Source organism: Vibrio sinaloensis (assembly GCF_000808535.1).
GTDB classification, from domain to species: Bacteria; Pseudomonadota; Gammaproteobacteria; order Enterobacterales; family Vibrionaceae; genus Vibrio; species Vibrio sinaloensis_D.
This window is the reverse complement of record NZ_JWLV01000001.1, coordinates 762,008-788,190: the sequence shown is the minus strand read 5'-3', so window position 1 is coordinate 788,190 and position 26,183 is coordinate 762,008. Positions and strand designations below refer to the sequence as shown.

The window sequence follows — 26,183 nt, the reverse complement described above, 5'->3', positions numbered from 1 at the left end:
TTATTGATTTTATTACTGTCTGATGCAAATGTTAAGAATTTGCTGTCATAATCGCCTTTCAGTATGCAATTTCTCTTTCTTACATTGCATGATTAAGTGTAGTGTTTGTATCGAGTTTCATGCTTGAGTTCTCCTAAATTAGAGCTCACAATCAGGCAAAAAATTTCGTCAGGAGATAAGATGGAACTTGAAGATATTCGCCGCGAATACACCAAAGGCGGTCTTAGAAGAAAAGATCTGCTCGCCGATCCTGTTCAGCAGTTTGATTTATGGCTAAAACAAGCAATTGAGGCCAAGCTGACTGACCCGACGGCCATGACAGTGGCAACCGTGGATGAATCTGGGCAGCCATTCCAGCGCATCGTCTTGCTTAAACATGTTGATGAGCAGGGGTTTGTCTTTTACACCAACCTAGGCAGTCGTAAGGCTTCTCAAATAGAGGTCAATGCGAAAGTCAGTCTTCATTTCCCATGGCATCCAATGGAGCGTCAGGTTCACATCACAGGCGTTGCCGAGAAACTATCCGTGGTAGAAAACATGAAATACTTCTCGTCGCGACCAAAAGATAGCCAGTTGGCGGCAATTGCCAGTAAACAAAGCAGCCGTATCTCTGCACGCGGTGTGCTTGAGGGTAAGTTTCTAGAGCTCAAGCAGAAATTTGAAAAAGGCGAGATTCCTGTACCGAGTTTCTGGGGTGGTTTCCGTATCAAACCGACGTCGATAGAGTTTTGGCAAGGAGGTGAACACCGCTTGCATGATCGATTCCTCTTCTCGAAAGAAGCTGAGGCTTGGCACATTGACCGTTTAGCACCTTAGTGCATTGAAAATACGCCGCTTATGCGGCGTATTCTGTATTGAGCGCCACCGAAATCTGTTTTCTCAACAAAGTATGCGGTATTTGAGAGCCGAATCCTCTCTCTAAGGCAAGATCGATTAATTGCGCTTTGGTATGCGCGCCAAACTTTGCTCTTAACCGCGCGACATGACTTTCTAACGTTTTAATCGAAATGTTCATCACTTTTGCAATGTAGTTTGGCTTTTTCCCGTACAGTAGCAAGAACAATGCTTCTGATTCTCGAGGAGAAAGTTTAAGAGGCAGTTCTGTTTGAGGGCTCTTTAACGACAGCATTGAGTCGTCTGATAATCCCGTTGCACGACATATCCAGTGCCCGACCTCCAAAATTGCCGTGTCTGACAAATCTTGCCCATAAAATATCGACCCTTGCACTTCACCCAGTTCGTTGTACCAAGGCGTTTTGATAAAAATATGAGCTCGCCACCGCCCATCCGGATAAGGATGGATATCGAGCACCTTTAGACTGGTGCGATGTTCCATTACATAGATGTCTTGGCTACGAAAATCTTCCGCACAGCGTGATGTTGGGCTAGGGATCTCATGATCGCTTAGACCGATACACTGATCAGGACTTTCCAAACCGACAAGTTGAGCGTAGGCAAGATTTGCGTAAACAAACACGGAGTTCTGGTCTTTGCATCCCCAGTATCCGGGTAACTGATTAAATAAGGAGACTAAATGCGGACTCACTTCTTATATGCACCTCATAGAGCAACCCTGAGATTCTAGCTTAAGGCCCTGTTGCAAAGGAATAAAAAATGCCAGACACAGAGTGACTGGCAAACACAAGATGACTCTTGTCGACGTGTAGAAGAGGTTCTATTGCCAATATTAGCTGGAATAGACGTATCAATAGATACCGAGCGACCTAAAAGCCGTTTCTGTAATTGGCGGAATATTTCGCTAGCACAGATTTGGCATTAGATTGACTCTATAGACATTTTACTTAGTACGCGGGAACAAAAAAGGGGGGAAATCCCCCCCTTACTCGTGTTTGAGTGAAGTGTGTTAGTTTAATTCACGCACAACTCGGAAGCCGAGGTAGTTAGATGCGGTAAACGTTGAAAGAATCAACTGCTGATCGGCGGCGGCCATTTCAGGCGAAAAGTTCCATGCACCACCTTTGGCGATACCACTTGAGCCGTTGGTCCATTGCCATACGTTGCCCACTGCATCGTACATACCCAGTTTGTTTGGCGCGAATGCACTGACTGGTGCGGTACTCACATTAGACCAAGGAGTCCCACTCCAGCCGGTGTTTGCCTTACCGGTTTCGAATGTGTTGCCCCACCAGTATTTGGTTTGGCTTCCGGCTCGAGCTGCAATTTCCCACTCTTGTGCCGTTGGCAGACGATATTTGGCTCCCGTCTGTTTACTTAGCCACTTGGCATAGGATTTCGCGTCATTCTGGCTGACACACACCACCGGTGAGTTCGGGTACTGTTTAAAGCCAGGATTTTTCCAACTGCTTTTTGATAGTGGCGTTACCTCGCCATCAATCAATGCAGTACAGGTGTTTTTCAGCTCCGCATCCGTTTTATAGTTGGTTTGTTCGACAAAAAACTTAAACTGATTAACAGTAACAGGCGTTGCACCGATACCGAAAGCATGATCAAGGTTAACGCGCTCTGCTGCATTTTGACCGACAAGGTATTGGCCTTTCAATACGGTAATCATCTCTGGAGCTTTGGTGTCATTGGCGAGAGAGTCGGCAAACTTGTCTCCCGATCTCGGTTGGTTGGTTCTCTCTTTTAGCTCAGCACGAATTGCGAAGTCAGAGCCCACTTCAACACTTTTGCTGAATGGGTAGTAACCTTCTTTCTCAACTAAAATTGTGTGTTCGCCAATAGGTAGCATGACCTCTACGGGGGTTGAACCGTAGGATACACCATCAATCAAGACGTTATCATCGTACAAGTTTGAGCGAACTGACACGTTCACCCACGCCACTTCCTGTTGTACTGCCGCGTTATTGCCATTGCTTTGCCCTTTAGATAGGCAGTATTGCTTATCAAGATCCAGCAGGCGGCAAGCGGTACTTTTATCTGGGCGAGACTCCATTTCGACGTCCATCAAGCTTCTGTAACGCATTCCATCTTGGAAGCCGCTTTCAAGCGTTTGATGATCGAGAACGTGGATGTTGATAGACGCTTTGTGCAGGTTAGCTTTTACAACATTGGTTTCAGAAAGTTTCTCTAACAGTGACAAGCGAAACTCTTTGACGGCTTTTTGCAGCGCCAGCTCTTTGGTTTGGCTTTCACATTGAGCAAATGTCATCGAGTCAGCACAGCGGTTGGTGAAACTGACGGAAATCTTTTTATGTTGGTTTAGCTCTTGCGCCAAGCGTTCTGCACGAGCGCGATATTTGGCGGTTTCAAGGTTTTCAATCAAACGCTTGATGGTTTTGATTTCTGCTTGCTTAGTGACAAGATCCGCTTCGAGCTCAGCAAGACGATGCTGCGCTGATAGCGTTTGATCTTGATTGTCTTTAACACTTTGCCACGCGTTTTGGTAGGCGGCTTGAGAAGCGGCAATATCGATGTTGGGATCATTAATCATGCGCTCGTAGTCGCGCTTGAGTTTAACTTTTGCATCCTCGAATTTTGCCGCTAGAGTCGCAGCTTCAGCCTTGAGGCGCTTTATTTCACTCTGCTGCTGATTAACGAGCTCTTGTTGTCCATCCCTGAACTGCTCAAAAGTCACTAACTCCGAATGTTTAGTAAAAATCTGGTCATCGATTTCCATCAATGATGTTGGCGTTTCTTGTGCTTGAGCATACGACGCCATCAAGGTCGGAGATAATGCTAGCAAAAGGGTCGAGAAACCGAATCGCATTGTCTTTCTTCTACATCCAAAAAATTAAGTTAATTGGCTCATTCTAAACGAAAACGCCACTTTGGTCTCAAATTATCATTAGATAACTGAGAATCAAAGTGGCGTTTTTACTCATCTTTGTGAATTGTGTTGGTCTTTTACTCAATATTATCCGTTAGGACGCAGTTTCACCCACACGGTATCGTTCGAATTGATGGTAATGATCCGATTGTAGGATTGGAAACCATTCTTCGATACCGTCACTTGGTGCTGACCTTTTGGTAGGACGACTTCAACCGGTGTGCTGCCGTAACTGATGCCGTTGATGGTCACAGAATCGTCGTATTGGTCAGAGCGAACAGTCACGTTTACCCAACTCTTGTCGATTTTCTTATCCTTTTTCTTGGCGTTTTTAAGGCAGTATCGAGTCGAGACGTTAAGTAGCTTACACGCTGTGCTTTTGTCTGGACGAGCGCGCAGCTGAGCTTGGATTTGGGTGAAGTACTGATTCGTGCCTTCAAAGCTTGAACGGATCACTTGAGACTCTTGCACGATGACATTGAGCTGAACATCTTTAGCGTTTTCTTTCGCTGTGTGGGACTCAGTGACACCATCAAGCAGCTGCGATTTGAAAATCTTTACGGCTTTTTGCTTAGTAAGGTATTGACCTTGGTTTGAACACTCACCCAACGTCATGGTCGCCGAACAGGTTGTTGTGTAACTTGTCTCAAGCACACTGCTGTCACGCAGTTCACGATCTAAACGTTTGACACGCGCGTCTACCTTTTGCTCTTTCAAGTATGAAAATTCAGATTTCAAACGGGCGTGTTTTTGATTGATAGAAGCTACGCGCATTTCGCTCTCGGCGATCGCTTGTCTATTCTCAAGCTGTGCTTGCTGGGTCTCTTTTACCGCAGCCCATGATTGGCGGTACTCATTTTGGTACGACGCTAAGTCCAAGCCTGGGTCTTCAAGCAATCGGGTATATTGCGTATCCAGAGCGGCTTTTGCGCGGTCTCGTTTCACGATCAGCTCTTGCTCTGCACGCTTCAAGCGATTTTTTTCACTTTGTAGCTGTCTTAACTGTTCTGTTTCCGCACTGACTTCATTGGTCACGGAATCAAGTTCAGATTCTTTTTGCTTTATCTTGATTTCTATTGCGGCAACAGGGTCTGACGGGGCAGATTCTTCCGCAAATATTGAAGTCGAAACCCAAAAAGGGGTTAGCGCTAGTAGAAGCGCTGGGAGGCGACGTTTGTTCATAAGTCCCTGCAACATATAATGTTTAATACACTAATCTCAAAACTCAGTCTGCTTTATGGGGCGTGAATGTTGAATAGACAACCACAGCCAGCGGACAGATAGATGTTTAAGACAAACAATTGACACTCCTTTGCACGTTTGCCTTTCAGAGATATCGATTCGTCCTTTTTAGCACTCTTGGCTAAACTCAGCCTGCGATTCTAACACAAGTTTCTAGAAAATCAGGAAAGTCGTCGAACCATTCTGTGAGTATTAAAGAAATATTCAAGTGGCAAATTCGAATCTGGAAATCAGTTAATGGATAGAAGGCACATTGACCGTAAATTATGTGCACTTGATCATTCTTCCGGTGAGGAAGATTTTGTTGATTTCTCTTCTAAGCTATCGATTTGCAAAGAAAAGAACGGTCAGGCTTTATGCATTTGATTTGGTATTCGATGATAGGGATTTCGAATCTTCGCGATTTTGTTATACCATTTGCTTACTGACCGTCCTATTTGTGTGGTGTTCTATGCATCTACCTCCTAAACCCCTCATCACGCCCGATGCTGCCAATAAGTTGTCACCGAAACCGGCAGAATTGGTGACTCTCCCTTCTTACATGGAGTGTCATGACCACAGCTACACGCAAATTGTGATAGGGCTAAAGGGGCAAGCGGAATTTGAAGTCAATGGGCAGGGTAACTATGTTGGCCCCGGCCAAGGTTGCGTGGTGACTTCCGGATCAGGGCATGCATTTGGCGGGGTTGTCGGTCAATCCGATATCTTGGTTCTCAATATGCCTATAGCGAGTGATGACGACCCATTAATGCTTCAAAAGCTCAATGAGCTCAATGATCGTGACACTTACTTTCAGCTCGATGGTCAGATTCAAAAACTCATCCAGATGCTGGTGCTAGAGATGCAGTCCAGTCCTGAGGATTTGCTGTTAAGCCGTGCTTGCAATGACACGGTAATTGCATTACTGCATCGTCACATGTCTTCTTTTGAAACGTTGCGAAAAGAGTCCCGTTTTGATCTCGATGCGATTGACCGCTACATCGAGCAGCATTTGAGCCAGAAAATCAGTGTCGCTCAGTTAGCGGGCAGTGTCTTCCTCGGTGAAAGTCAGTTTCACAATCTGTTCAAGGAGCAAATGGGGATTACGCCACACCAATATGTGCTGAGCAAACGTATTGATATGGCGAAACAGCTTATTGCGCAGGGTAACCTATCACTCGGACAAGTGGCAGAGCTTACGGGATTCTCAGGGCAAAGTACTTTCACGCACACTTTTTCTCGTCTTCAAGGTATTTCACCTTCAGCCTATAAGAAAAGAATTGGTTAAAACTGCAAGCACAAACCGAATATAATATTGCTTAATTTGGTGTGATTCTGTTTTTGTTTTGTTAAAAAACAGAGTTTTTAGCAAAAAGCTCGGAGTTTTTGACAAGTATTCCTCTCACGCTCAAAATACACTGCATGCCATTGTAGGAAACCTGATCGATTGTCAGGTGTGAGATTGAGGAAAACGCATGTTTACAGCAACTGATGTGTTGAACACTGAGTTTGTCGAGCAGCCGCTTGAAAAGCTTTGGTCACTGATCTCGCCACTTTATATGGTGGACGAATCACAATGGCTAGAACAACTGTTGCCTTTGGCGATGCCAACTGACGCTGAGAAAGCGCAAATTACCCAAAAAACCACTGAGTTAATTGAAGCGATTCGTGCAGATAAAAAGTCGATTCAAATGATCGACGCACTGCTGCTTGAATACAGCCTTGATACTCAGGAAGGCATTTTGTTGATGTGTCTGGCAGAAGCCTTAATGCGTATTCCGGATGCGGCTACGGCGGATGCGTTGATTCGCGACAAGCTGACAGTGGCGGACTGGAAATCTCACCTGAAGAATTCAGATTCGGTCTTTGTGAATGCCTCGACTTGGGGTTTGATGCTAACCGGTAAAGTGGTTGGTCTTTCTGAGGGTGAAGCTCAAAGCCCGGTAAGTGCGGTTAATCGCCTAGTCAACAAAATGTCTGAGCCGGTGATTCGCAAAGCAATGCATCAAGCCATGAAAGTGATGGGACATCAGTTTGTTCTTGGTCGCAGCATTGCAGAAGCGCAGAAAAATGGACGTTCGAATCGCGACCGAGGTTTTACCTACTCATACGACATGCTCGGTGAAGCGGCATTGACGACCGCTGATGCGAATAAGTACTTCAAAGACTACTTAATGGCCATCGAAGCCGTTGGTCGCGACAAGTACGGCCTTGAAACAAGCCCTGCGCCTTCGGTATCTATCAAGCTCTCTGCGCTGCACCCGCGTTATGAAGTCGCGAATGAAGAGCGTGTTCTCACTGAGTTGTACGATACGTTACAACAACTCCTTAGCCGAGCGGTTGAGCTAGATGTCGCGATCACGATTGACGCAGAAGAAGCGGATCGTTTGGAGTTGTCTCTTAAACTGTTCGAGAAAGTGTATCGCAGCGAACTGGTTAAAGGCTGGGGTAAGTTTGGCTTGGTGGTTCAAGCGTACTCAAAACGTGCATTACCGGTGTTAGTCTGGTTAAACGGACTGGCGAAAGAGCAGGGCGATCAAATTCCACTTCGTCTAGTGAAAGGTGCCTACTGGGATAGTGAGATCAAATGGTCACAGCAAGCAGGTTACGCAAACTATCCGGTATACACGCGTAAAGAAGCGACCGACGTGGCGTATTTAGCCTGCGCGAAGTTTCTTTTAAGCGACAATGTACGTGGCAATATTTTCCCACAGTTTGCTAGCCACAACGCTCAGACAGTAACGTCTATCGCGGTTATGGCTAAACACAAAGATTTTGAGTTCCAACGTTTACACGGTATGGGCGATTCGCTCTACAACCATGCGATGGAAGCTTATCAGCAGTCAGTTCGTATCTATGCACCTGTGGGCAGCCACAAAGATTTACTGCCTTACTTGGTTCGCCGACTGCTAGAAAACGGTGCCAACAGCTCCTTTGTTCATCGTCTTGTGGATGCAAGATGTCCTGTCGAGTCGTTAACGCAACACCCTGTGGATATGCTAAAAGCATTCGATACCCTGAACAATACGCAAATTCCACTGCCCCCTGCTGTTTTCCCTGAGCGCAAGAACTCAATCGGCGTCAACGTTGATATTGAGAGTGAAGCGAAACCGTTTGAAGCGGAAGTCGAGCGCTTCCTAGATAAGCAATGGCAGGCGGCTCCAGTCATTAATGGTCACGATTATGCCGAAAGCATGATCAAGGAAAACATCAATGTTGAGCTTGTCAAAGCACCTTACGATCGCCGAATTGAAGTTGGTCAGGTTGCCTTTGCAAACCTTGATCATGTTTCCGAAGCGATTGAAGGAGCACATGCTGCATTTGAGGGTTGGCAAACGACGTCGCCGCAACAGCGTGGTGAAAAGTTAGAGAAGCTGGCGGATTTGCTTGAGGAACATCTCGCGGAGCTGGTGGCACTTTGTCATCAGGAAGCAGGAAAAACCATCCATGACAGCATCGACGAAGTTCGTGAGGCGGTGGATTTCTGTCGCTACTACGCGAAACAGGTCGACGCGTTGGCGGCATTATCTATTACAGGCTTTGATGGTGAAACTCGCCAAGTTTCACGTCAAGGACGCGGTGTGTTTGTCTGCATCAGCCCTTGGAACTTCCCGCTGGCTATTTTCCTTGGCCAAGTGACGGCCGCGTTAGTCGCGGGTAATACTGTCGTTGCCAAGCCTGCGGAGCAAACGAGTCTGATTGCCGCTCGCGCTGTGGCGCTAATGCATGAAGCCGGATTCCCTGCGGGCACTGTTCAGCTATTGACGGGCCGCGGCGCCGAGATTGGCTCTGCACTTACTTCTCACCCTGCGATAGCTGGTGTGGCGTTTACTGGCTCAACGGCAACCGCTCAGCGCATTAACCAAACGTTAGCCCAGCGTGATGCTGCGCCAGTTCCGTTTATTGCTGAAACTGGCGGTCAGAACGCGATGATCGTCGACAGTACGGCACTGCCTGAACAGGTCGTTCGTGACGTGATTCGCTCTGCGTTTGCATCGGCAGGTCAACGTTGTAGTGCTCTTCGTGTTCTGTATGTTCAAGAGGACATCGCGGATCGCATTGTTGCCCTAATCCAAGGCGCGATGCAGGAACTTTCGGTCGGTAAGCCTTACCTTCACTCTACAGATGTTGGCCCTGTGATCGACGCAACGGCCAAAGCGAAGTTGACTAAGCACATCGAACTGATGTTATCAACGGAAAAGAAAGTCGCTCAGCTAGCGCTTTCAGACGAGCATGAGCATGGCGACTTTGTCGCGCCGAGTGCCTTTGAAATCCGTGACATCTCTTGCCTGAAAGAGGAGCAATTTGGTCCTATCTTGCACATCGTTCGCTTTAAAGCGAGTGAGCTGGCGCAAGTTGTTGAGCAAATCAATCACACTGGATTTGGTTTGACGATGGGTATCCACAGCCGTAACGAGACGACTTATCGCTGGATTGAGAAGCACGCCCGAGTGGGTAACTGCTACATCAACCGCGACCAAGTTGGCGCTGTTGTTGGTGTTCAACCATTCGGCGGCCAAGGGTTGTCAGGAACGGGGCCAAAAGCGGGTGGTCCGCATTACTTGTTCCGTTTCACGCAAGCAACCTTTTCTTAAGTTCAGGCAGGAGAATAATTATGGTTCATCAAGTCACTCGTTTTTCTGATGCTTTTTCTGCTTGGGAAAACTGGAATCTGACCGATTTTGATTCAAAAAGTGAGTGCCTACTTGCTTTTAAGCAATCGCTGCAGCAAAACCAAGCGTCGCTTGGGGCTGTGGTCTCTTTCCACATCGAGCAAGCGTCTACTTTGCTTGCTGAAACTCATCAACTTATTGGCCCTACTGGGGAAACCAACGAGTTGTACACTGCTGGACGTGGCGTCGCTTTGATCATCCAAGGTGATGCGACGCAACCAGCAAAAAACGCGGCGGTTGCGCAAATGACCGCGGCGCTTATTGCGGGCAACAGTGTCATCTTTTGTAGTGATGATGCCGAGCTTTGCAAAGACCTTGAAGCTGCTTACACGCAGTCTTCTTTACCTACCAACCTAGTACAGTTTGCTTCTTTAGATGCCTATCATCAGCTGCTGGAGTCTGACGTACGTAGTGTCGGTTATGTAGGTAATGTTGAAGTTGAACGTAGTATCAACCGTCAACTTGCGAAACGTGAAGGAGCCATCGTTGGCTTAGTTTCTGAAACGGATCTCAACGCAACTCCCGTTGCCCATGATCCACATCTCTCGTTGCGTTTCATTACCGAGCGCACACGCACAATAAATATAACAGCGGTGGGTGGTAACGCGACCTTGCTAGAACTTGGTAGCGACACTCACTAATCCTTTTCCGTGTATAGCCCCAACGACTATTTTGATAATTACAGGTTGGGGCGTTTAGGGAAGGCGATCGTTTAAAAGAGGACAAATCACATGGAAAATAGCTTTGCTATTACGACCACGTTTATTGCGTATCTAATTTTGATGCTGGCAATAGGCGTTATTGCGTATCAACGAACGAAAAACTCATCGGATTATTTCTTGGGTGGACGCTCACTTGGCCCTTGGCCTGCGGCGCTTTCCGCAGGGGCGTCAGACATGAGTGGTTGGCTGCTATTGGGGCTTCCGGGGTATGCGTACGCAGCGGGTATTGAAGCGTTTTGGCTAGCGGGTGGTCTACTTGTAGGTACATGGCTCAACTGGTTGATTAATGCCAAGCGACTGCGCACGTACTCGATTACAACCGATGCGTTGACCTTGCCTGAGTTCTTGTCGCGCCGCTTCAACGACAAATCAAAGATGATTCAAGTAATTTCTGCTTTCTTCATTCTTCTGTTCTTCCTTTTCTACACAAGTTCTGGCTTGGTAGCTGGTGGTAAGTTGTTTGAAACTGTATTTGGTTTGGATTACACGACGGCGGTTGTGATTGGCACCGTGTGTGTTGTGTCGTACACCTTGTTCGGTGGCTTCCTTGCGGTATCTTGGACGGACTTGGTGCAAGGCCTGTTGATGGCGGCAGCATTAATGATCGTACCGATCGCGGCTATGGAAGGTGGATTTAGCGATCTTGGTGGTCAGCTAGAAAACATCAACCCAGAGCTATTGACACTATGGAATGACTCAAAAGGTGAGCCACTTTCTGCCATTGCGATCATTTCGCTTGTTGCATGGGGTCTTGGTTACTTTGGTCAGCCACACATTCTAGCGCGTTTCAAAGCGACGCGTACCAACAAAGATTTAACGACAGCTCGTCGTATTGCCGTTATTTGGACTGCGCTGTCTATGCTTGGTGCGATGCTCGTTGGTATTGTTGGTCTAATCTACGTGAACAACTCCGGTGTAACGGTTGATGATGGTGAGAAGATCTTCATGCTTTTGGTTAACTCGTTGTTCCACCCTGTGATTGCCGGCATTCTTCTGGCGGCAATTCTGGCGGCGGTAATGAGTACAGCCGATTCACAACTATTGGTTTCTTCGTCTGCGCTTGCAGAAGACTTCTACAAGCAAGTGTTCAAGCAAGATGCTTCATCTGAAGAGATCGTTATGGTTGGCCGTATTGCGGTAATTGGTATTTCCATTGTTGCTCTTGTGCTTGCAATGACGCCAGACAGCTCCGTTCTTGGCCTTGTGTCTTATGCATGGGCTGGCTTTGGTGCGGCATTCGGCCCTGCGTTAATTCTAAGCTTGTACTGGGCTCGCATGAACCGCAATGGTGCGTTGGCGGGTATTCTGGTTGGTGGTATTACTATCGTAGTATGGAAGCAACTGAGTGGCGGTTGGTTTGATGTTTACGAAATTGTACCGGGCATTATTTTCTCGACGATTTCAATTGTGGTAGTGAGCTTGCTGACAGGTGAACCTGAAGAATCAGTGAAAGCGCAGCACGCAAAATTTGAGAAACAGCTAGTCGAATTAGACTAATCGTACTGGTCTGTTAAAAGCCCCTGAAACGGAAAAGTTTCAGGGGCTTTTTTATTTGTTGGTCAGGAATTGAACATGCTTCACAAATTGCACACTAAAGTTTGAGCAAAGGGAACCAAGGCCTTACAACTATGTCCACTATCAATAACCACACCAGATACAGGGAGAGTTCCAATGCCACAGGTTTACTGCCATTGCTGCAACAAAATGACAGCGCATAAAATTGTCATGAAGCGTTGTGAGGAAGAGCATCAATCAATGGTAAAAAGTCTGGCTTGTTTTTTTGCAACCGTATTTCAAGGTGCGCACTACATGAAAATGGAGAAGCAGTGCTTTTGTCGAGTATGCAACACGCAAGCAGATGTGGTGAGCTCAGATGGTTTTTCTGGTGTAAAAGCCGCCTAAACTTTGGGGTGAGTGACCTAATCACCAAAATCACGCTTAGATTCTATTTGTCTCTAGGTGTGTAGAGGGCTATTCGCTTATTATTGGTCAGAATAATAACCAATAATAAGAGTGTTACATGGACCTAGATAGAATTGATCGTGAAATTCTACGTACCTTAAACCTCAAAGGCAGGCTACCTATTGTCGAGTTAGCTAAGCAAGTTAACTTAACCACTTCTCCTTGCTCCGACCGCGTAAAACGTCTCGAAAAAGAAGGCTATATTAAAGGCTACCACGCTGAGTTAAATCCTGAAAAGCTCGGTTTAGACGTGCAAGTGTTCATCCATATCCGCCTCGATCAAACCAGTTTTTCTATCTTTGAAAAGTTTGCAGATGTGGTGTCTGACATTCCTGAAATCGAAGAGTGTTACTCGTTGTCTGGAGATTTCGATACCATGATTAAAGTTCGAGTCAAAGACATGAAGGCGTATCAATACTTTATGTCGAAAAAGCTTGGCACTTTACCCGGCGTTATTCAAACGCGCAGTGAAGTTGTAATAGAAGAGCACAAAACCAGCTTTGGTGTGAATGCGGATTTGATCAGTAAGCTTTGATTCACCAAGAATGAAAAGGGAGGCACCAGCCTCCCTTTGTTGTTTTTTCACAGAGTATTATGCGATGAAGGATGACACGACACCAATCGCACCGCCGAATACACCTCCCCAAACCACTAACCAGCCAAGATGTTCTTTGATCATCTTTTGCACCATTTCTTTGACCAATTTTGGCGTTAGTTCATTTAGGCGTTGGTCGATGATGTTTTCAACATTGCCGCGAATTTCTTCCATCATAGCGGGGGCCTCAAACTGCTCCTTTAGCGCTTCTTTAATCGTATCGCTCTGGCTCATGTCAACGATGGCTTCTTGCATTTTCTCGACAAAAGGTTGCTTGAGAGGTTGGAGTGCTTCGGCGCCGCCAAACATAGCAATCATGCCACCAAATTGAGAGTTGGCGATCACATCCACAAGGGAGTCGAAGGTAGGATTGAAGTCAATCTTTTCAATGACAGGCTCAAGATTTAACGACTTACCGCCAGCCATTTCTTTGTTCAGAAACTTATCGATATTCTCTTGGGTAAAGAACTGCTCCATCATCAAGTTTTTGATGGCCGCTTTAAACTCTTCAAAGCGCGCAGGAATCACACCCGAACCATATAATCCCGGTACTTTTTCGAACAGCATGTGAATGGCTAACCAGTTAGTAATGGCACCTGAGAAAGCAAAAAGGCCCGCATAAAAGGCGATTTGATTATCGGTTTGATAGCCTCCAGCAAGTAGGGCTAACGCAATAATGTTGGTGAGTAAGCTCTTATTCATTAAACATCTAGTTATGGAGTGGATTTATGGAGCGCAGTATATCTCAAACCGAGTAGAACGCTAAATATCACAGTTTGAGGTTAATTCCTTTAACGTTGTCTCTTTGTTAAATAAATGTGATCCACAATAACTTGATAGACAAGGGATTTTACAACTAAGACGACAGGGCGTAAGTTAAAAAATAGTTAACCAATTGGAGGAACTGTGATGGCAGCACTCGATGGTTTTTCTCAAGCCCACGTTGAACGTCGTACTGAATGGACAAGCTCGTTGTTCAGTTTACGACTCGGTGGTGCTTCTGTTCGATTTCAAGCGGGTCAATACGTGAAATTGGCACTACTAAGCCAAGACGAACAACTGGTAGCACGGCCTTACTCTATTGTTAACGCTCCTTTAAACAGCAGTGACATGATGGAGTTTTTAATTGTTGCAAATCCTGAAGGATCCTTATCCCCTTTACTGCAGCAACTGAGAGAAGGGGACACCATTTACGTGAGTAACAAAGCGTATGGCGATTTGACTCTAAGCTCGATTCCAAAAAACACTCAAAACTTATGGCTGCTTGCTACTGGCACGGGTATCGGTCCCTTTCTTTCGCTGCTTGATGATATTAACGTCAGGCCGGGTTGCGAGCACATTGTGCTTGTTCATGCCGTCCGCCAAGAAAAAGATTTGGTTTATCGTTACTTGATAGAAACATTGATTGAGCAATATGATGGCCGCTTGCAGTATGTCCCCGTTGTTTCGCGTGAACAGTTGGACAGCGCTTTGTATGGGCGTATACCGCAGTTGCTCTCCAACCAAACACTGCAAAAGGAAGCGGGCGTCAATCTTAGCGCAGAAGAGAGCTTTGCAATGTTGTGCGGCAACCCAGATATGATTAAAGAGTCTGTCGAGGTGTTAAAAAGCTTTGGCCTCGAGAAACATCGGCGAGCCACGGGTGGGCAGATCATTTATGAGCGATATTGGTAAAAAAATCCCTGTCATGTATGACAGGGATTTTCGTTTATTGTGTGCGGTACTGCTTCAATATTTGCGAAAGTGATATGGCTGTGGCAGTTAAGTTCTCAATCCCTTGAGACGATTGCTCTGCCACTGTGCGTAAGGCGTTCGACTGAGTTCGGATGTCGGTCAACTCTGCGGCGATATCATTGGCGACTGCACTTTGTTCTTCCGCAGAGGTTGAGATTTGAATACTCATTTCTGTCAATGACTGCGCCGACTGTGCGATGGATTGAACATCTTCACCAATCGCGGCGATCAAATCGCTGCTTGTTTGCGCCTGAGAAACGGTTTTAGACGTGATCGTCGCAATGTTTTGGCTTTCAGACTGGAGCTTCTCAATCATGGACTGGATTTCAACGGTGGCAGATTGAGTCCGGCTTGCGAGCGTTCTTACCTCATCCGCGACAACGGCAAAGCCACGACCTTGTTCTCCTGCCCGTGCGGCTTCAATGGCTGCATTCAACGCGAGTAGGTTGGTTTGTTCAGAAATGGAGTTGATCGTCGTGATGACTTCATTAATTTGTGTCGTGTTGTCATTTAGGCTCGTTACCGAGTTCTCAGTTTGAGCGATGTACTGAGAGAGCGTATCAATCTCTTTAATGGCTGACAGAACGCGTTTATGGCTACCTTCAATGTGTTTCGAATCATTTTCGGTCTGTTCGGTGGATTGGCGAGATATGTTGGATACTTCTTTTGCAGACGCCGTCATCTCTTCCATTGCGGTCGCAACCGAGTCCAGTGAAGCGTATTGGCTACGGACTTGTTGTTCGCTTTGCTTCATATCTTGTTCGAAAGAGGCAGAGGTGTCTGTCAGCGTTTGAGTGTTTTGGTTGACGTTGTTGACTAAGTCACTCAGTGTGTCCATAGCTTTGTCGAGTGCACAGCCAATGGTACCAAACTCATCTCTTCCTGGATGAAAGCCTAAGCGAGACGTTAAATCGCCTTCTCCTATACGTTGAGTTGTCGTGAACAGCACCCATAGTGCGCCGCCAATAAAGGTCGATACCCAGTAACAGAAAAGAGCAAACGGCAAAGTCCATAAATAGCTAAGTAAAAAGGTGGTAAGGGCTTGCGTTTTTGTTTCTGCAACTGCATTGCTGACTTGGCTAGTCAATACATAGTGATTGCCGTCTCGACTGGTTTGATAAACCGAAATGACGCCATTGCTGATGTTCGACTCCTGACGTGATGTTACTCGCGAAATATCGGAAACCGTCGTAAGCTGGTTCTGTTCCAACGTCGAAACGAGGGTATCCAACCGAACTTGGGCAGCTTGTACCTGGCTTGTTTCTGCTTGCTTGATCGTATCCAAGTACCGTCCTCCCGCTAGGAATGAAACGGTTATGAGAAACAGGCCAAGTATCACCCAGAACTTATCATTGATTGACATCTTGATGAACAGGCGATCTATGGTCCTAAAATCGACTTCTTTCATTGTGTTTTCCTCTCAATTCAGACTCTAGCGGAGTCGAATTTTTATGAGTCATTAAAGTTATTAAAGTTATCGATAAATTCGACAGATTTATGCGACATTATTCAAATAATAATGCAATGAGATATTTGCGTTGTTTTATAAGTGTGACATTTGTTGGGTTTTTGATTCTGGTTACGTCGGCGTATTCGTGGTGAATACAAGATTATTTTCACTGAGTGAGAATTACTGGGAACATTTCACTCGCCTTATCTGCTGTTGCTCTCTAATCTGGAATGAATTACGGCTTGATAGGTGGTGCGTTGAGATGAATCTGGTGGTCAATATTCACAAGAACGTTCGTAAACACGGTTTCGAAATGGCGACTCGGCAGGCTTGGAAGTGCGGTTTTAAGGCTAACCTAGTCAAGCGCGTTGTCGGTGTTGCAAAAGGGCAGATCGTCTGCGTTATCGAAGGGGTTCGTCCAGAGTTCTCAACAGAGCTCAACAACAGTCTGCACAGCGAAGAAAAGCAAGGTCGATACGTATTCGTCGGTGGTATTGTTTGGGAGCCAAATGATTTACTCGCCCCTGGCTTTCCTGATTTTATGTTTATGCATCTACGTAATTTGGGCAGTAAGCATAAATACATGTCGGATGATGAACTGTTCAACAACCTAGCATGACACGCCATGGTCTCTTTATTTTTCAAAAGTTTGCTTGGTGCTGGTGCAGTCGTGTTGATTGCGCTGCTGTCAAAAAGTAAGAACTTTTACATCGCAGGTCTTGTGCCTCTATTTCCAACGTTTGCCTTGATCGCCCATTTTATTGTCGGCTCCGAGCGCAATATGGAAGAGCTGAGGTTAACCGCGCTTTTTGGTCTCTACTCGTTGTTGCCTTACGCGGGCTATCTAATCGCCGTATATTACTTGAGTTACCGATGGTCTTTAATTCCGACATTAGGTGGGGCGACACTCGTATGGCTAGTGGCGGCAGCAACATTGATGCTCGTGTGGACGAAGACCGCAATGGCTCCTGCATAAAGCGAAAGGGCCTGACTGCTGTCAGGCCCTTTTATCAGAATGGATACCAGAAAAGTTCGGTGTCGGTGATTCGTTTCGCAATGGCTGCGACAACGCTTATCCCAATAACGAGTAACCAAGCGATATCTTGCTTCTGAAGTGGGCGGTAGCTGTACCAAGTCCGTTTGTTGTGACGGCCAAACCCTCTTAACGTCATGGCGTTTGAAATCTCTTCTGCTCGGTCTAAGCTCGAGAAAATTAACGGCCCCAAAATTTTTGATACGTTTTGCAAGCGCTGAAACAAAGGCGTATTTTTTGAAATGTCCAGCCCGCGAGCTTGCTGTGCATGCATGATGTTGACGAAGTCGTTTTTCACTTCTGGCAGGTAGCGCAGTGTCAGGCTGACTGCGTAGGCGATTTTGTAAGGTACGCCAATACGATTAAGGCTAGCGGCAAACTCGGTTGGGTGCGTGGTAAACACAAACACTAACGCAATCGGGAACATACTAAAGTACTTCAGAGTGACCGTGATCAGATAGAACAAGGTTTCTTGCGTTAATGAGTAATGGCCAGGCAGTGTCACCAATGGCGTGGTGCTGCCCAGATATTCGGAGCCCTGATTTGGCGCAAGCAAAAACATAAACAGTGCATTGAGCGACAGCACGCTCGCCGTTCCGATTAATAACGGTTTATACACGGTGAGTGGCACTCGAGTCATTTTTAATAACCCAAGTCCAATCAAAATCATGAGGCCAATTAGCCGGAGATCAAAGGTTGTTAATACAACGGTTACCCAAGCGATAAAGAGTGCAAATTTAGTAATGCCATTAAGCGCATGCAGGGGGGATTTGGTATCGACATAACTGATGCCAAATTTCATTTTAGACGTTTTCATGCGACGTGATTCTCAAGTTGTATGAAGTGCTGCATAAACCCATTCTTGTCATCGATGCCTAACTTTTCCGCCAGATCGTACAAGCTTGTGGTGGTCAAGTTCGCTTTATCGAGTAACGCAGGTTGGCTAAACACTTGCGTCATCGGTGCGTCAGCAATCAACTTGCTATCACAGATCACAATGGAACGCTGCGTGTACTCCAAAACGAGATGCATATCATGAGAGATAATGATCACCGTTATCCCGAGCTCTCTATTGAGTTTGTGGATAAAGTTAAGCATCGCGGTGTAGTTGCGATAATCTTGGCCGGCAGTGGGCTCGTCTAGAATCAGAAGTTCTGGCTCTAATGCCAAAATGGATGCAATAGTGACCCGCTTCTTCTGGCCGTAGCTGAGTGCTTCTATTGGCCAGTTACGGTACTTACTTAAGCCGCAGAGCTCGAGAATCGAGAGCACTTTTTCTTTGATTCTCTCTTCGCTTAGCCCCTTATTTCTCAGACCAAAAGCGATCTCATCGAAAATCATATGGTGAGAGATCATATGATTAGGGTTTTGCATGACAACACCAATTTTTTGGCTGCGCTCGAAGATAGAGAGTTCTTGCAGCGCTTCACCATTGAATGCAATGGTTCCGTCATCCGGTGCAATCACGCCCATGATCAATTTGGTGATGGTCGACTTACCCGATCCATTTTTCCCCAAAATAGAGACAAATTCACCGCGTCGAATAGAAAAACTAACCTCTTCCAGTGCGTTTCGTTCGCCATCGTACGAGTAGGTGAGGTTTGAAATTTCAAGTAGTTTGTCGCTGTTGTTATTCTCTGAAACGACGTTACTGCGCCATTGCAGAAACTGAGATTGGCACTGGTCTATGGGGTAGCGGTTTAGACTCGCGGGCTTATCTGTTGCGTGTATGGTGCACCCCGCGCTTTTCAATGCAGAGAGGTAAAGAGGTTCACGAATCCCATGCTCAGCCAGCAATGGCGAAGCAAGCATCTCATCAGGCGTGAGGTCGGCAATGATTTCCCCTTGTTCCATCAGAATGATTCGGTCAACGGGGCGATGCAGTACGTCTTCCAGTCTGTGCTCAATAATAATGATGGTCTTGCCGGATTCTTGATGAAGCTGGTCGATGATTTCAATTGTTTTTCGACCTGTCTTTGGATCGAGTGCTGCTAGTGGCTCATCAAAGAGCAACGTGTCGACGTCGTCCACCAAAATGCCCGCTAACGAAACTCGCTGTTTCTGCCCTCCGGAGAGGTCTTGCGGCGAGCGGTCAAGCATCGTTTCCAGTTCAACCATTTTGGCGGTTGATTTGACAATTGGATACATATCAACATTAGAAACTTGCTGGTTTTCGAGTGCAAATGCAATATCTTCACCGACACTTAACCCAACAAACTGGCTGTCAGTATCTTGCAGGACGGTACCGACCTGTTCGGTGATTTGGTGCAATTGGAGCTTGGCACATTGCTGACCGTGTAAGGTCAATTGCCCCGTTATTTCCCCTTTGATGGCATGGGGGATGAGCCCATTTAGGCATTGGCCAAGGGTAGATTTTCCGCTACCACTTGGACCGATAATGACGATTTTCTCTCCTTTCTCTATCCTTAGATTGATATGTTTAAGCGTCGGTTTGTCCAGCGACTCATATCTAAAAGAGAAGTCAGAAAATTCAATAGTCATTGATGATTAAGCCTCAGTTAGGTTGCGGCTTTGAGCGTTGCGTTTTGCGACTGATTTGAGAATAAAGTAGCCAACAACCGCAATTAACACTGTGTTACCAGCAGCAATAATGGTCAACTGAGTGAAAACTTTGGTGAATGGTTCAGCGTATAGAATGGTGTCAAGGAATGCGGAGCAGCCGTAGCCGATCACGTTGCCAATCAATGCGAGCAAGACAAACAGCGCGAAGTCTTTGTGGTTGAAGTGGCCATTTTGTAGACGGTGTTTGGTTAGCGCAGGATAGAAACCCAAAATAAGTCCCACGATGCCAGAACCTAACACCCAAGTGATCCAAACGCCCCAACCTGCAAACAAATCCGTCACCCAGTGACCGATGAAACCCACTAAGAAGCCAACAATAGGACCAAACAGAACAGAGAAAAGTGCCAATACCGCCATTGCCGGTTTAAGTGTTGTATTGGCAAAAACAGGAATACCGAACATCGGTAAGCCGCCAATTCCATACAGCGCAGCGCCAATTGCAATAACGACAACGGTTTTTGCAGAAAGATTCATAGATAACCCTTAGTGTGATGCCTATTTCAGAACAGCGATAGTCTGTGTCTGCTGTTCAAGAAAACAGTGATAAATTCTTTAAAGAAGGTAGCTATAGGTGCTTTATTTGATTGATTTTTGTACACCTATGAGCGCAAGGCGCAAATTATACCTGTTGATAAATGACTTGGAAAGCCAACTATCTAGATGGCTAACCGTTGTTGGTCGCTTCGTAGATGAGGATAGAGGTTGATATAAAAAAACAGGCCTCGATTGAGGCCTGTTTTATGTGAGTATTAATGATCCAAGTAGAGGTAGTTTTGCCAACTCTTCATTCGAATCAGTACTTTCCTCATGATAGAAACGTGGGTGAATTTATCGGAATACACTGCCACTTCGACCGCTGTACCCATCGGAAGATTGTACTCTGTTAAGTCATCAGTGATCTTCAGTGTCACAAATACGCGGCCGCTGGTGCGCAGAGCTTCTGTTCCAAGAAGTGAGCCACGAGCCTGGAACTGGCTTTCACCAATGGCTGGAAGAACGTCGATTACCTCACCTTTAAACACCTTACCTGGCAGTGCGCGGAATAAAAACTCGGCTTCATAGCCAGGTTTTAATCGTTGCAGCGAGTTTTGCCTGAAGGCGGCTGTGTATATTTTATCTTCGGTATGAACGAAGGTCATCACAGGCGCGAGCGGTAAAGGTACGGCCATTACGCCAGGGCGCAAAGCAAGCTGGGTAGCAAAGCCATCAGTCGGTGCGCGAACCACGGTTTGCTCCAAGTCAAACTCCGCTTGGCGCAGCTCTGCTAATAGACGAGCGACAGTGGTGTTTTCTCCACCAATCTCAGAGTCCAGTGCGAGTTCTGCTTGTTCCACGCCCGCTTGAGCTGACTCAACGGCAGCTTGTGCGGCTTTGAAGGCTTGGCGGCGTGTATCGAGTTGTTGCTCGGTAAATGCACCTTTATCGTAACCTCGTTGGTAACGATCGAATTCACGCTGCGCCTTATCGCGCTCTGCTATCGCTTTCACTTCTGCGGCTTTGGCTGCTTGAAGCTGCGACTCGAGTCCAAGCGCGCCTTGACTCGCCTCTTTAATTTGAGCCTTCTTCTTAGCCACTTCCGCTTCATAAGGGATTGGATCAATCTTGAATAGAACGTCCCCTTGCTGGAGTGGTTGGTTTGGCTGAACGGGTACTTCGATTACTTTTCCTCTTACGCCTGAAACGATAGGGGTCGAAGAAAAAACTTGATTACCGGTTTGTGTGAACGGATGGTTGTAGTTCATCAATAAAATGAGTGTACCAATAAGGACAACGCCGCCAAGAACTGCGGTAGGGACTGTCCATTTGTTCAGCGGGATATTAAAGACTTTGAATATGGTGATACACAGAGCGGCGTACGTCAGAATTAAAAGTAAATCCATTACTGCTTCTCCTCTTGACCATCAGTCTGGTTGGAAGGCGCTGTGGTCTCATTGGATTCGGTTTTTAGTTCGGCGACTTCTTTTTGTAGTTGGTTGACCTGATCAATCAATGCATCGACGCGATGGTGAATATCATGCTGCTCCGCTTCCAACTTTTGGAATCCCCAGCCACGCTCTTTTCGCCATAGCGTTGCCCAAATCCAAAGGAATGGCCAGATAGCGTGCAGGGTAAATAGGCTAACCCAGCCAGCATAGTGAATCGCATCTTGATGAGGGTGCTCGCGATCTTTTGCTATTTCATACGGAATGTCATGAATAACGATGATGCCGTAAAAGATAACCAACGCGACAAAGACCAGAAGGCCCAATGCGAAGTAATCTAAAAACATAGTTACATCCTTGTTTTTTTAATTATGGAAAGTTAAATCGTACGGTGGTTATGAGATAAAGTATAGAAATAAAAACAACAAATTAGAGATTTTTTGGTTACACTTCTCAATTAACTATTTTAACAATTATGTGGGTTGATATGGCATACCAAGGAGAGGTAGCAGCGCTCGCCGCAGCGGTGGTATGGGCGTTAGCAACGTGGATCTACAGCCAGTTTAGTCACCGATTTACCGCTCTGCAATTGAACATCCTAAAGGGAACGATAGCGTCAATAATGATGTTGATTGCGCTACCGATTACCTCGGTTAACATCGTAAAGCCTGACATGTCTCATTTGTTGATACTGGCCATTTCCGGCATGATAGGTATCGCTATTGGTGATAGCGCTTATTTCGCTTCGTTAAAACGAATTGGTGCGAATAAGACGTTGTTATTAGAATCGCTGGCCCCGCCGTTGTCGGGTGTCTTAGCTTTACTGGTATTGGGGTCTGCCTTAACGTTTCAGAGTTGGCTCGGTGTGATTGTTACAACGGTTGCGGTGACATTTGTCATTTTTCAGCCCGAAGAGCAGAGTCAATCAATTAGCATGACAGGGGTAATGTTTGGATTACTAGCCAGTGTATGTCAGGCATCGGGTGTTGTTATTTCGCACTATGCCTTGGTTGCTGGGGATCTTCCACCATTGCTTGGCGCCTTGATTCGGTTGTCTGTTGGTGTGTTAGCCGTGGTACTGGTCATTGGATGTATTGAAAAGTCGCCATTTGAAGAGACTAAACGTCATTTACGCTCGTTATCACAGCCCGCATTTATCTGGCTTCTCGCGGCTATTTTCGTGGGCACGTTTTTAGCGTTGTGGTTGCAGCAGGTCGCGCTAAAACATGCCAATCCGGCAGTGGCTCAAACATTAATCGCAACCAGTCCGCTATTTATGTTGCTTATCTATCTGTTTAAAGGAAGAAGGGTGACCCGCCAAAGCGTTTTCGGCACTCTGGCGGCGATAATCGGAATCTCGCTGTTTTTTGTTCAGTAGCAGTGTTTACTCGGTGCAGACTTGGTTGCGACCGTTGGCTTTTGCTCGGTAGAGCGCTTTGTCTGCACGGTAGAAGGTACGTTGTGTGTTTTCACCTTCGCGATGCAAAGTGATACCGACACTCACGGTTAGCCCGCGCTCACCGAGAATATCTCCCCAGCCAAAATTGAAAATGCGCTCGCGGTAGGTTTCAGCATGCATTTCGGCTTGTTCTAGTGTGCAGCGCTCAATAATGACCAAAAACTCCTCACCACCAAATCGAACACATGAGGCACCGCGGAACTTGAAGTAAGCCGCTAGCTCGGCTGAAACGTTTACGATCGCTTTGTCGCCCACCAAGTGGCTAAGCTCATCGTTGATCGATTTAAAGTGGTCAATGTCTATCACCATCAAAGCAAACGGCACGTCGTGAAGCAGTAAGTCTTTCAGCTTCACGTCGAGCCAACGTCGGTTATGCAGTTTGGTTAATGGGTCGGTAAACACGTCTTGTTGCAACTGAGCCACGGTGTGCTTCTGGCTTTCTGTTGTCTCTTTGAGTTCGCGATTTTCAATCTCGGACAAGATGAGCTTGAGCTGCAGTTCGAAACGAGAAAGCCTACGTAATTGGCTAGCGCCGAGTTCACCGATCGGGATTTGCTTCATCAAATCACTTTCGATTCGAAATGCTCGTTTTTGATAATCGAGCGCACGCACGTAGTCGCCTTGTTGCTCGCAAATCTCACCCAGTGAGTTACAAAGCTGAAGGTTTAATATCGGTGACGCGTGTTGTTTGATTCTCTTATGCGCCGCTTCAAGAATCATGTTGGCCCAATGCGATTTTCCTGCTTCATTCAAACAGTAGGCAAGTTCTAAGCGCGTCATGTTAGATAACCATACCGAATGGATGTTGCCCGATGCGTATTGAACATTGGATAGACACGACATCGCGAGATCGGTTCGCTTCTCTTGGCGATATAACTTTGCCTGATAGAGTAAGATTTGCCCTGCCAATACTTTATCGCTGACGAGGATACTGAGTTCTTCACACTCTTTAATTAAATCTTGTGCCGCTGTGTAGCGGTTAAGCTCAATGTAACAGGCAAGCATGTAGAGCTTGTATCTAAGGCGAAGTGAGCGGCTACTTATCGCGTGGTCTATGCTATCAATCTTTTGGTAATAGCGAAGGGCGCGATTGTGATCGCCGTACGCGTCACAGAGATTACCCATTCCCAGTACGGCTAGGGCATATTCATCGATAAAGCTGTTATCTACAGCGATGGTGGAGGCGGTGATGTATTCATGAAGCGCGCCGCTGTAGTCTCCGCCTTCAACGAGGCGATCCGCTAAGCTGTTTTTTACCTCGAGGATCAATTCCGCATCTTGAGGCAATGTAAGCAGGTTAAGCGCTTCTCTCAACTCTTCGATACTGGTAAGAGGTTGCTTTAGTTCACTGCGAAACTCAGCGCTTATGATTAAGCACTGGGCTTTTTCTTGAGGCGTCGAGGCGACATGTTGGCGAACGTGGCTCCAGAAAATTAACGCTTCTTCACCAGCCACCGAAGACGCATCTAAACCAGAGTCGGAAATTTTATTCAGTAATACTTCCATTTTGCTCTTCCTGTCGCTGGTTTTCTTCTAATTGTTCTAGGGTGAATGGGAAGGTGAGTATGTCTTGGAAGACAACTTTTGGCAGAGGTTTGTCGAGTCCTTTGCGATGCCAAGGGTAGATTTCGATCATTTTGGCTAGTACATGGAAAACATTTAGCGCTTCATCGCCTTTGTCTGCCAACAAAAGCCCAAGTCTTTCACTGCTCAAGCGTGAGAGCAGGTCTTGTTTGTTACACAGAGAGTGAGCCAGTTCCGCACATACGTCTAAGTACCCAGAGTCAGAGTGTTGAATCATAATGACGGCATGGTTCGAGCGCTTTAGCTCAGTCTTGAACAGAACCAGTTGTTCCCACCAATAAATTTCAGACACCATCTGGCTGAGGTGTTTTTCTGGATCGTATTCATGCTGGCCACGAATTCGGTTGATCAATTTACGAGCACGTTGCTCAAGTTGACGTTTGGAAGCGCGCGCTTTGTCGTTGCTTACGCGAGCGGTCTGTTCGCGAAGCATATCGGTCGAGTGTTTACGGTATTTTTTGAACGCTTGTAGGGCGATTTTGTGCTCGCCGCACTCTTCCGCCACCCTCGATTGTTGAAAACAGATCTGAGACAACAGTTCTCCGTTATCAAATGATGTCGCAGATTGCTCCGCATTTTTCAATAACTCTGAGGCTTTTTGTGGGTGTTTACGCAATAGCTCTAGGCGAGCACGGCTGATGTAAGAGTGCGCTTTCATCCACACTAAATCGTGCTTAACCGCTAGGGAGTGCGCTTTGTTGGTCGCTTCCTCAGCGTCTTCCAATCGCTCTAAGCCAAGTAATGCAAGGCCGCGAAAATCCCAAATTTCCGCTTGCCAGGTATTGTCATGGTGATCTTTTAGCGCTTCAGCAGCGCCATCAAGTACCGACAGCATCTCGACATAGTTATTGAGTAGATAGTGGTCCCAAGCAAGCAAGATACGCGCTTTACCCTCCAACCAGCTTATTCGGGCATTGTTCGCGACAGTAACCGCAAGCTCATGGGTGGTCTTGGCCAACGGGTATTCGTTGGTAATACGCCACACGTTGCCAAGGCCAATCAATGCTTCCAGTTGAATCTCGGTTTCGTCGACCAAAGCTGATTGCTCTAGCGCGTTAATCCAATACTGCTGGGCAGAGTAATACTTGGCTTGTCCCCAGTAGTGGAGTGCGTGAATGTGAAGAATTTCAGGCAGGAGATCGTCGGTGTCGAGAGAGCTAAGCTTGCTGTGCGCTTCCTTGATGTACCGAATCCCTTTTCGGTAGTCCATGGTATTCCATGCGCAGCGAGACATGATCACTAAGCACTGAATTTCGCCTTCAGGGTAGAGGATTTGTGCAGAACGCGCCGCGCACTGTTCCGCGATAGCTCGAACCTTATCAGGCTCGGCTTCGATGCGCGCCTTAAGCTGATCTATCTCTGTCTCTAGTAGTCGTTGGCTTTTATCCAATGAATCAATCCCTTACCGCTTCTATGCTTAAAACGCCATACTTATTATAAGAATAGCAGTTTACTTTACTCTACTAAAAGTACTAAAACTCGGGCGGTTTACGG

The 26,183-nt window shown here is 46.5% G+C and carries 23 protein-coding genes; 11 read left to right on the top strand and 12 right to left on the bottom strand.

Going from position 1 to position 26,183, the window contains the following annotated elements; all coding sequences use genetic code 11:
• The first annotated feature begins 180 nt into the window (after nucleotides 1-180).
• Nucleotides 181-816 (top strand): pyridoxamine 5'-phosphate oxidase, encoded by a 636-nt coding sequence (pdxH, locus tag RJ47_RS03460; protein ID WP_038188187.1) that lies wholly within the window; start codon nucleotides 181-183, stop codon nucleotides 814-816.
• A 19-nt stretch (nucleotides 817-835) separates the two neighbouring features.
• Here the strand turns inward: pdxH and RJ47_RS03455 are convergent, their stop codons facing one another.
• From RJ47_RS03455 to RJ47_RS03445, 3 genes are all read right to left on the bottom strand, one after another.
• On the bottom strand, nucleotides 836-1,546 hold the full coding sequence (locus RJ47_RS03455; RefSeq protein ID WP_038188190.1) for a PAS domain-containing protein: 711 nt from the start codon (nucleotides 1,544-1,546) through the stop codon (nucleotides 836-838).
• Between the two features lie 318 nt (nucleotides 1,547-1,864).
• Nucleotides 1,865-3,691 (bottom strand): formylglycine-generating enzyme family protein, encoded by a 1,827-nt coding sequence (locus tag RJ47_RS03450; RefSeq protein ID WP_039481413.1) that lies wholly within the window; start codon nucleotides 3,689-3,691, stop codon nucleotides 1,865-1,867.
• Between the two features lie 147 nt (nucleotides 3,692-3,838).
• Nucleotides 3,839-4,933, bottom strand: a complete 1,095-nt coding sequence (locus RJ47_RS03445; RefSeq protein WP_039481409.1) for a PEGA domain-containing protein — start codon at nucleotides 4,931-4,933, stop codon at nucleotides 3,839-3,841.
• A gap of 511 nt (nucleotides 4,934-5,444) precedes the next feature.
• On the opposite strand from RJ47_RS03445, the gene RJ47_RS03440 reads away from it, so the two are divergent.
• The 6 genes from RJ47_RS03440 to RJ47_RS03415 all read left to right on the top strand — a co-directional run bounded on the left by RJ47_RS03440 (nucleotide 5,445) and on the right by RJ47_RS03415 (nucleotide 12,864).
• Complete coding sequence (locus RJ47_RS03440; protein ID WP_038135284.1) at nucleotides 5,445-6,260, top strand: AraC family transcriptional regulator; 816 nt, start codon at nucleotides 5,445-5,447, stop codon at nucleotides 6,258-6,260.
• Between the two features lie 187 nt (nucleotides 6,261-6,447).
• Complete coding sequence (gene putA / locus RJ47_RS03435) at nucleotides 6,448-9,567, top strand: bifunctional proline dehydrogenase/L-glutamate gamma-semialdehyde dehydrogenase PutA (protein WP_039481408.1); 3,120 nt, start codon at nucleotides 6,448-6,450, stop codon at nucleotides 9,565-9,567.
• Nucleotides 9,568-9,587: 20 nt separating this feature from the next.
• Nucleotides 9,588-10,286, top strand: a complete 699-nt coding sequence (locus tag RJ47_RS03430; RefSeq protein WP_039481406.1) for a 1-pyrroline-5-carboxylate dehydrogenase — start codon at nucleotides 9,588-9,590, stop codon at nucleotides 10,284-10,286.
• Nucleotides 10,287-10,376: 90 nt separating this feature from the next.
• Nucleotides 10,377-11,864 (top strand): sodium/proline symporter PutP, encoded by a 1,488-nt coding sequence (putP, locus tag RJ47_RS03425; protein ID WP_038135276.1) that lies wholly within the window; start codon nucleotides 10,377-10,379, stop codon nucleotides 11,862-11,864.
• 174 nt (nucleotides 11,865-12,038) lie between these two features.
• Nucleotides 12,039-12,269, top strand: a complete 231-nt coding sequence (locus tag RJ47_RS03420) for a hypothetical protein (RefSeq protein WP_038135274.1) — start codon at nucleotides 12,039-12,041, stop codon at nucleotides 12,267-12,269.
• Between the two features lie 118 nt (nucleotides 12,270-12,387).
• Nucleotides 12,388-12,864: an Lrp/AsnC family transcriptional regulator gene (locus tag RJ47_RS03415; protein WP_005470058.1), complete on the top strand. Its 477-nt coding sequence runs from the start codon at nucleotides 12,388-12,390 to the stop codon at nucleotides 12,862-12,864.
• 57 nt (nucleotides 12,865-12,921) lie between these two features.
• Here the strand turns inward: RJ47_RS03415 and RJ47_RS03410 are convergent, their stop codons facing one another.
• Nucleotides 12,922-13,626 carry a DUF445 domain-containing protein gene (locus RJ47_RS03410; RefSeq protein ID WP_038135272.1) on the bottom strand — a complete coding sequence of 235 codons (705 nt, stop codon included), beginning with the start codon at nucleotides 13,624-13,626 and terminating at the stop codon, nucleotides 12,922-12,924.
• A gap of 207 nt (nucleotides 13,627-13,833) precedes the next feature.
• On the opposite strand from RJ47_RS03410, the gene RJ47_RS03405 reads away from it, so the two are divergent.
• Nucleotides 13,834-14,598, top strand: coding sequence for a ferredoxin--NADP reductase (locus tag RJ47_RS03405; RefSeq protein WP_039481403.1), 765 nt, complete (start codon nucleotides 13,834-13,836; stop codon nucleotides 14,596-14,598).
• A gap of 34 nt (nucleotides 14,599-14,632) precedes the next feature.
• On the opposite strand, the gene RJ47_RS03400 is transcribed toward RJ47_RS03405, so the two are convergent.
• The gene (locus RJ47_RS03400; RefSeq protein ID WP_039481401.1) at nucleotides 14,633-16,066 is read right to left on the bottom strand and encodes a methyl-accepting chemotaxis protein; all 1,434 of its coding nucleotides are present in this window, start codon (nucleotides 16,064-16,066) and stop codon (nucleotides 14,633-14,635) included.
• Nucleotides 16,067-16,370: 304 nt separating this feature from the next.
• Between RJ47_RS03400 and RJ47_RS03395 the strand changes: the two genes are divergently transcribed.
• Both RJ47_RS03395 and RJ47_RS03390 read left to right on the top strand, forming a co-directional pair.
• Nucleotides 16,371-16,727 carry a hypothetical protein gene (locus RJ47_RS03395; RefSeq protein WP_039481397.1) on the top strand — a complete coding sequence of 119 codons (357 nt, stop codon included), beginning with the start codon at nucleotides 16,371-16,373 and terminating at the stop codon, nucleotides 16,725-16,727.
• 6 nt (nucleotides 16,728-16,733) lie between these two features.
• Nucleotides 16,734-17,084 (top strand): GlpM family protein, encoded by a 351-nt coding sequence (locus tag RJ47_RS03390; RefSeq protein ID WP_039481393.1) that lies wholly within the window; start codon nucleotides 16,734-16,736, stop codon nucleotides 17,082-17,084.
• Nucleotides 17,085-17,118: 34 nt separating this feature from the next.
• Here RJ47_RS03390 and RJ47_RS03385 read toward each other — a convergent pair whose 3' ends face one another.
• The 5 genes from RJ47_RS03385 to RJ47_RS03365 all read right to left on the bottom strand — a co-directional run bounded on the left by RJ47_RS03385 (nucleotide 17,119) and on the right by RJ47_RS03365 (nucleotide 21,993).
• Nucleotides 17,119-17,958 (bottom strand): energy-coupling factor transporter transmembrane component T family protein, encoded by an 840-nt coding sequence (locus RJ47_RS03385; RefSeq protein WP_039481390.1) that lies wholly within the window; start codon nucleotides 17,956-17,958, stop codon nucleotides 17,119-17,121.
• Nucleotides 17,955-19,643, bottom strand: coding sequence for an ABC transporter ATP-binding protein (locus tag RJ47_RS03380; RefSeq protein ID WP_039481387.1), 1,689 nt, complete (start codon nucleotides 19,641-19,643; stop codon nucleotides 17,955-17,957). The genes RJ47_RS03385 and RJ47_RS03380 overlap by 4 nt, the downstream gene beginning before the upstream one ends.
• Nucleotides 19,644-19,649: 6 nt before the next feature.
• Nucleotides 19,650-20,198: an ECF-type riboflavin transporter substrate-binding protein gene (locus RJ47_RS03375; RefSeq protein ID WP_039481384.1), complete on the bottom strand. Its 549-nt coding sequence runs from the start codon at nucleotides 20,196-20,198 to the stop codon at nucleotides 19,650-19,652.
• A gap of 275 nt (nucleotides 20,199-20,473) precedes the next feature.
• Nucleotides 20,474-21,604 carry an HlyD family secretion protein gene (locus RJ47_RS03370; RefSeq protein WP_005470154.1) on the bottom strand — a complete coding sequence of 377 codons (1,131 nt, stop codon included), beginning with the start codon at nucleotides 21,602-21,604 and terminating at the stop codon, nucleotides 20,474-20,476.
• The gene (locus tag RJ47_RS03365) at nucleotides 21,604-21,993 is read right to left on the bottom strand and encodes a DUF3302 domain-containing protein (protein WP_039481381.1); all 390 of its coding nucleotides are present in this window, start codon (nucleotides 21,991-21,993) and stop codon (nucleotides 21,604-21,606) included. Before RJ47_RS03365 ends, RJ47_RS03370 begins: the two co-directional genes overlap by 1 nt.
• 140 nt (nucleotides 21,994-22,133) lie before the next feature.
• Here RJ47_RS03365 and RJ47_RS03360 point away from each other — a divergent pair, with 140 nt between their 5' ends.
• Nucleotides 22,134-23,024 carry a DMT family transporter gene (locus RJ47_RS03360; protein WP_039481378.1) on the top strand — a complete coding sequence of 297 codons (891 nt, stop codon included), beginning with the start codon at nucleotides 22,134-22,136 and terminating at the stop codon, nucleotides 23,022-23,024.
• A gap of 6 nt (nucleotides 23,025-23,030) precedes the next feature.
• Here RJ47_RS03360 and RJ47_RS03355 read toward each other — a convergent pair whose 3' ends face one another.
• On the bottom strand, nucleotides 23,031-24,611 hold the full coding sequence (locus tag RJ47_RS03355; RefSeq protein ID WP_005470044.1) for a diguanylate cyclase domain-containing protein: 1,581 nt from the start codon (nucleotides 24,609-24,611) through the stop codon (nucleotides 23,031-23,033).
• Nucleotides 24,592-26,079: a hypothetical protein gene (locus RJ47_RS03350; protein ID WP_039481685.1), complete on the bottom strand. Its 1,488-nt coding sequence runs from the start codon at nucleotides 26,077-26,079 to the stop codon at nucleotides 24,592-24,594. The genes RJ47_RS03355 and RJ47_RS03350 overlap by 20 nt, the downstream gene beginning before the upstream one ends.
• Between the last annotated feature and the right edge of the window lie 104 nt (nucleotides 26,080-26,183).

What these genes read in the sequence shown, in the direction of transcription:
- pdxH (WP_038188187.1), top strand. Translation starts at nt 181, where the DNA reads ATGGAACTTGAAGATATTCGCCGCGAATACACCAAAGGCGGTCTTAGA.
- RJ47_RS03450 (WP_039481413.1), bottom strand. Translation starts at nt 3,691, where the DNA reads ATGCGATTCGGTTTCTCGACCCTTTTGCTAGCATTATCTCCGACCTTG.
- RJ47_RS03445 (WP_039481409.1), bottom strand. Translation starts at nt 4,933, where the DNA reads ATGAACAAACGTCGCCTCCCAGCGCTTCTACTAGCGCTAACCCCTTTT.
- RJ47_RS03440 (WP_038135284.1), top strand. Translation starts at nt 5,445, where the DNA reads ATGCATCTACCTCCTAAACCCCTCATCACGCCCGATGCTGCCAATAAG.
- putA (WP_039481408.1), top strand. Translation starts at nt 6,448, where the DNA reads ATGTTTACAGCAACTGATGTGTTGAACACTGAGTTTGTCGAGCAGCCG.
- RJ47_RS03430 (WP_039481406.1), top strand. Translation starts at nt 9,588, where the DNA reads ATGGTTCATCAAGTCACTCGTTTTTCTGATGCTTTTTCTGCTTGGGAA.
- putP (WP_038135276.1), top strand. Translation starts at nt 10,377, where the DNA reads ATGGAAAATAGCTTTGCTATTACGACCACGTTTATTGCGTATCTAATT.
- RJ47_RS03420 (WP_038135274.1), top strand. Translation starts at nt 12,039, where the DNA reads ATGCCACAGGTTTACTGCCATTGCTGCAACAAAATGACAGCGCATAAA.
- RJ47_RS03415 (WP_005470058.1), top strand. Translation starts at nt 12,388, where the DNA reads ATGGACCTAGATAGAATTGATCGTGAAATTCTACGTACCTTAAACCTC.
- RJ47_RS03410 (WP_038135272.1), bottom strand. Translation starts at nt 13,626, where the DNA reads ATGAATAAGAGCTTACTCACCAACATTATTGCGTTAGCCCTACTTGCT.
- RJ47_RS03405 (WP_039481403.1), top strand. Translation starts at nt 13,834, where the DNA reads ATGGCAGCACTCGATGGTTTTTCTCAAGCCCACGTTGAACGTCGTACT.
- RJ47_RS03400 (WP_039481401.1), bottom strand. Translation starts at nt 16,066, where the DNA reads ATGAAAGAAGTCGATTTTAGGACCATAGATCGCCTGTTCATCAAGATG.
- RJ47_RS03395 (WP_039481397.1), top strand. Translation starts at nt 16,371, where the DNA reads ATGAATCTGGTGGTCAATATTCACAAGAACGTTCGTAAACACGGTTTC.
- RJ47_RS03390 (WP_039481393.1), top strand. Translation starts at nt 16,734, where the DNA reads ATGGTCTCTTTATTTTTCAAAAGTTTGCTTGGTGCTGGTGCAGTCGTG.
- RJ47_RS03385 (WP_039481390.1), bottom strand. Translation starts at nt 17,958, where the DNA reads ATGAAAACGTCTAAAATGAAATTTGGCATCAGTTATGTCGATACCAAA.
- RJ47_RS03380 (WP_039481387.1), bottom strand. Translation starts at nt 19,643, where the DNA reads ATGACTATTGAATTTTCTGACTTCTCTTTTAGATATGAGTCGCTGGAC.
- RJ47_RS03375 (WP_039481384.1), bottom strand. Translation starts at nt 20,198, where the DNA reads ATGAATCTTTCTGCAAAAACCGTTGTCGTTATTGCAATTGGCGCTGCG.
- RJ47_RS03370 (WP_005470154.1), bottom strand. Translation starts at nt 21,604, where the DNA reads ATGGATTTACTTTTAATTCTGACGTACGCCGCTCTGTGTATCACCATA.
- RJ47_RS03365 (WP_039481381.1), bottom strand. Translation starts at nt 21,993, where the DNA reads ATGTTTTTAGATTACTTCGCATTGGGCCTTCTGGTCTTTGTCGCGTTG.
- RJ47_RS03360 (WP_039481378.1), top strand. Translation starts at nt 22,134, where the DNA reads ATGGCATACCAAGGAGAGGTAGCAGCGCTCGCCGCAGCGGTGGTATGG.
- RJ47_RS03355 (WP_005470044.1), bottom strand. Translation starts at nt 24,611, where the DNA reads ATGGAAGTATTACTGAATAAAATTTCCGACTCTGGTTTAGATGCGTCT.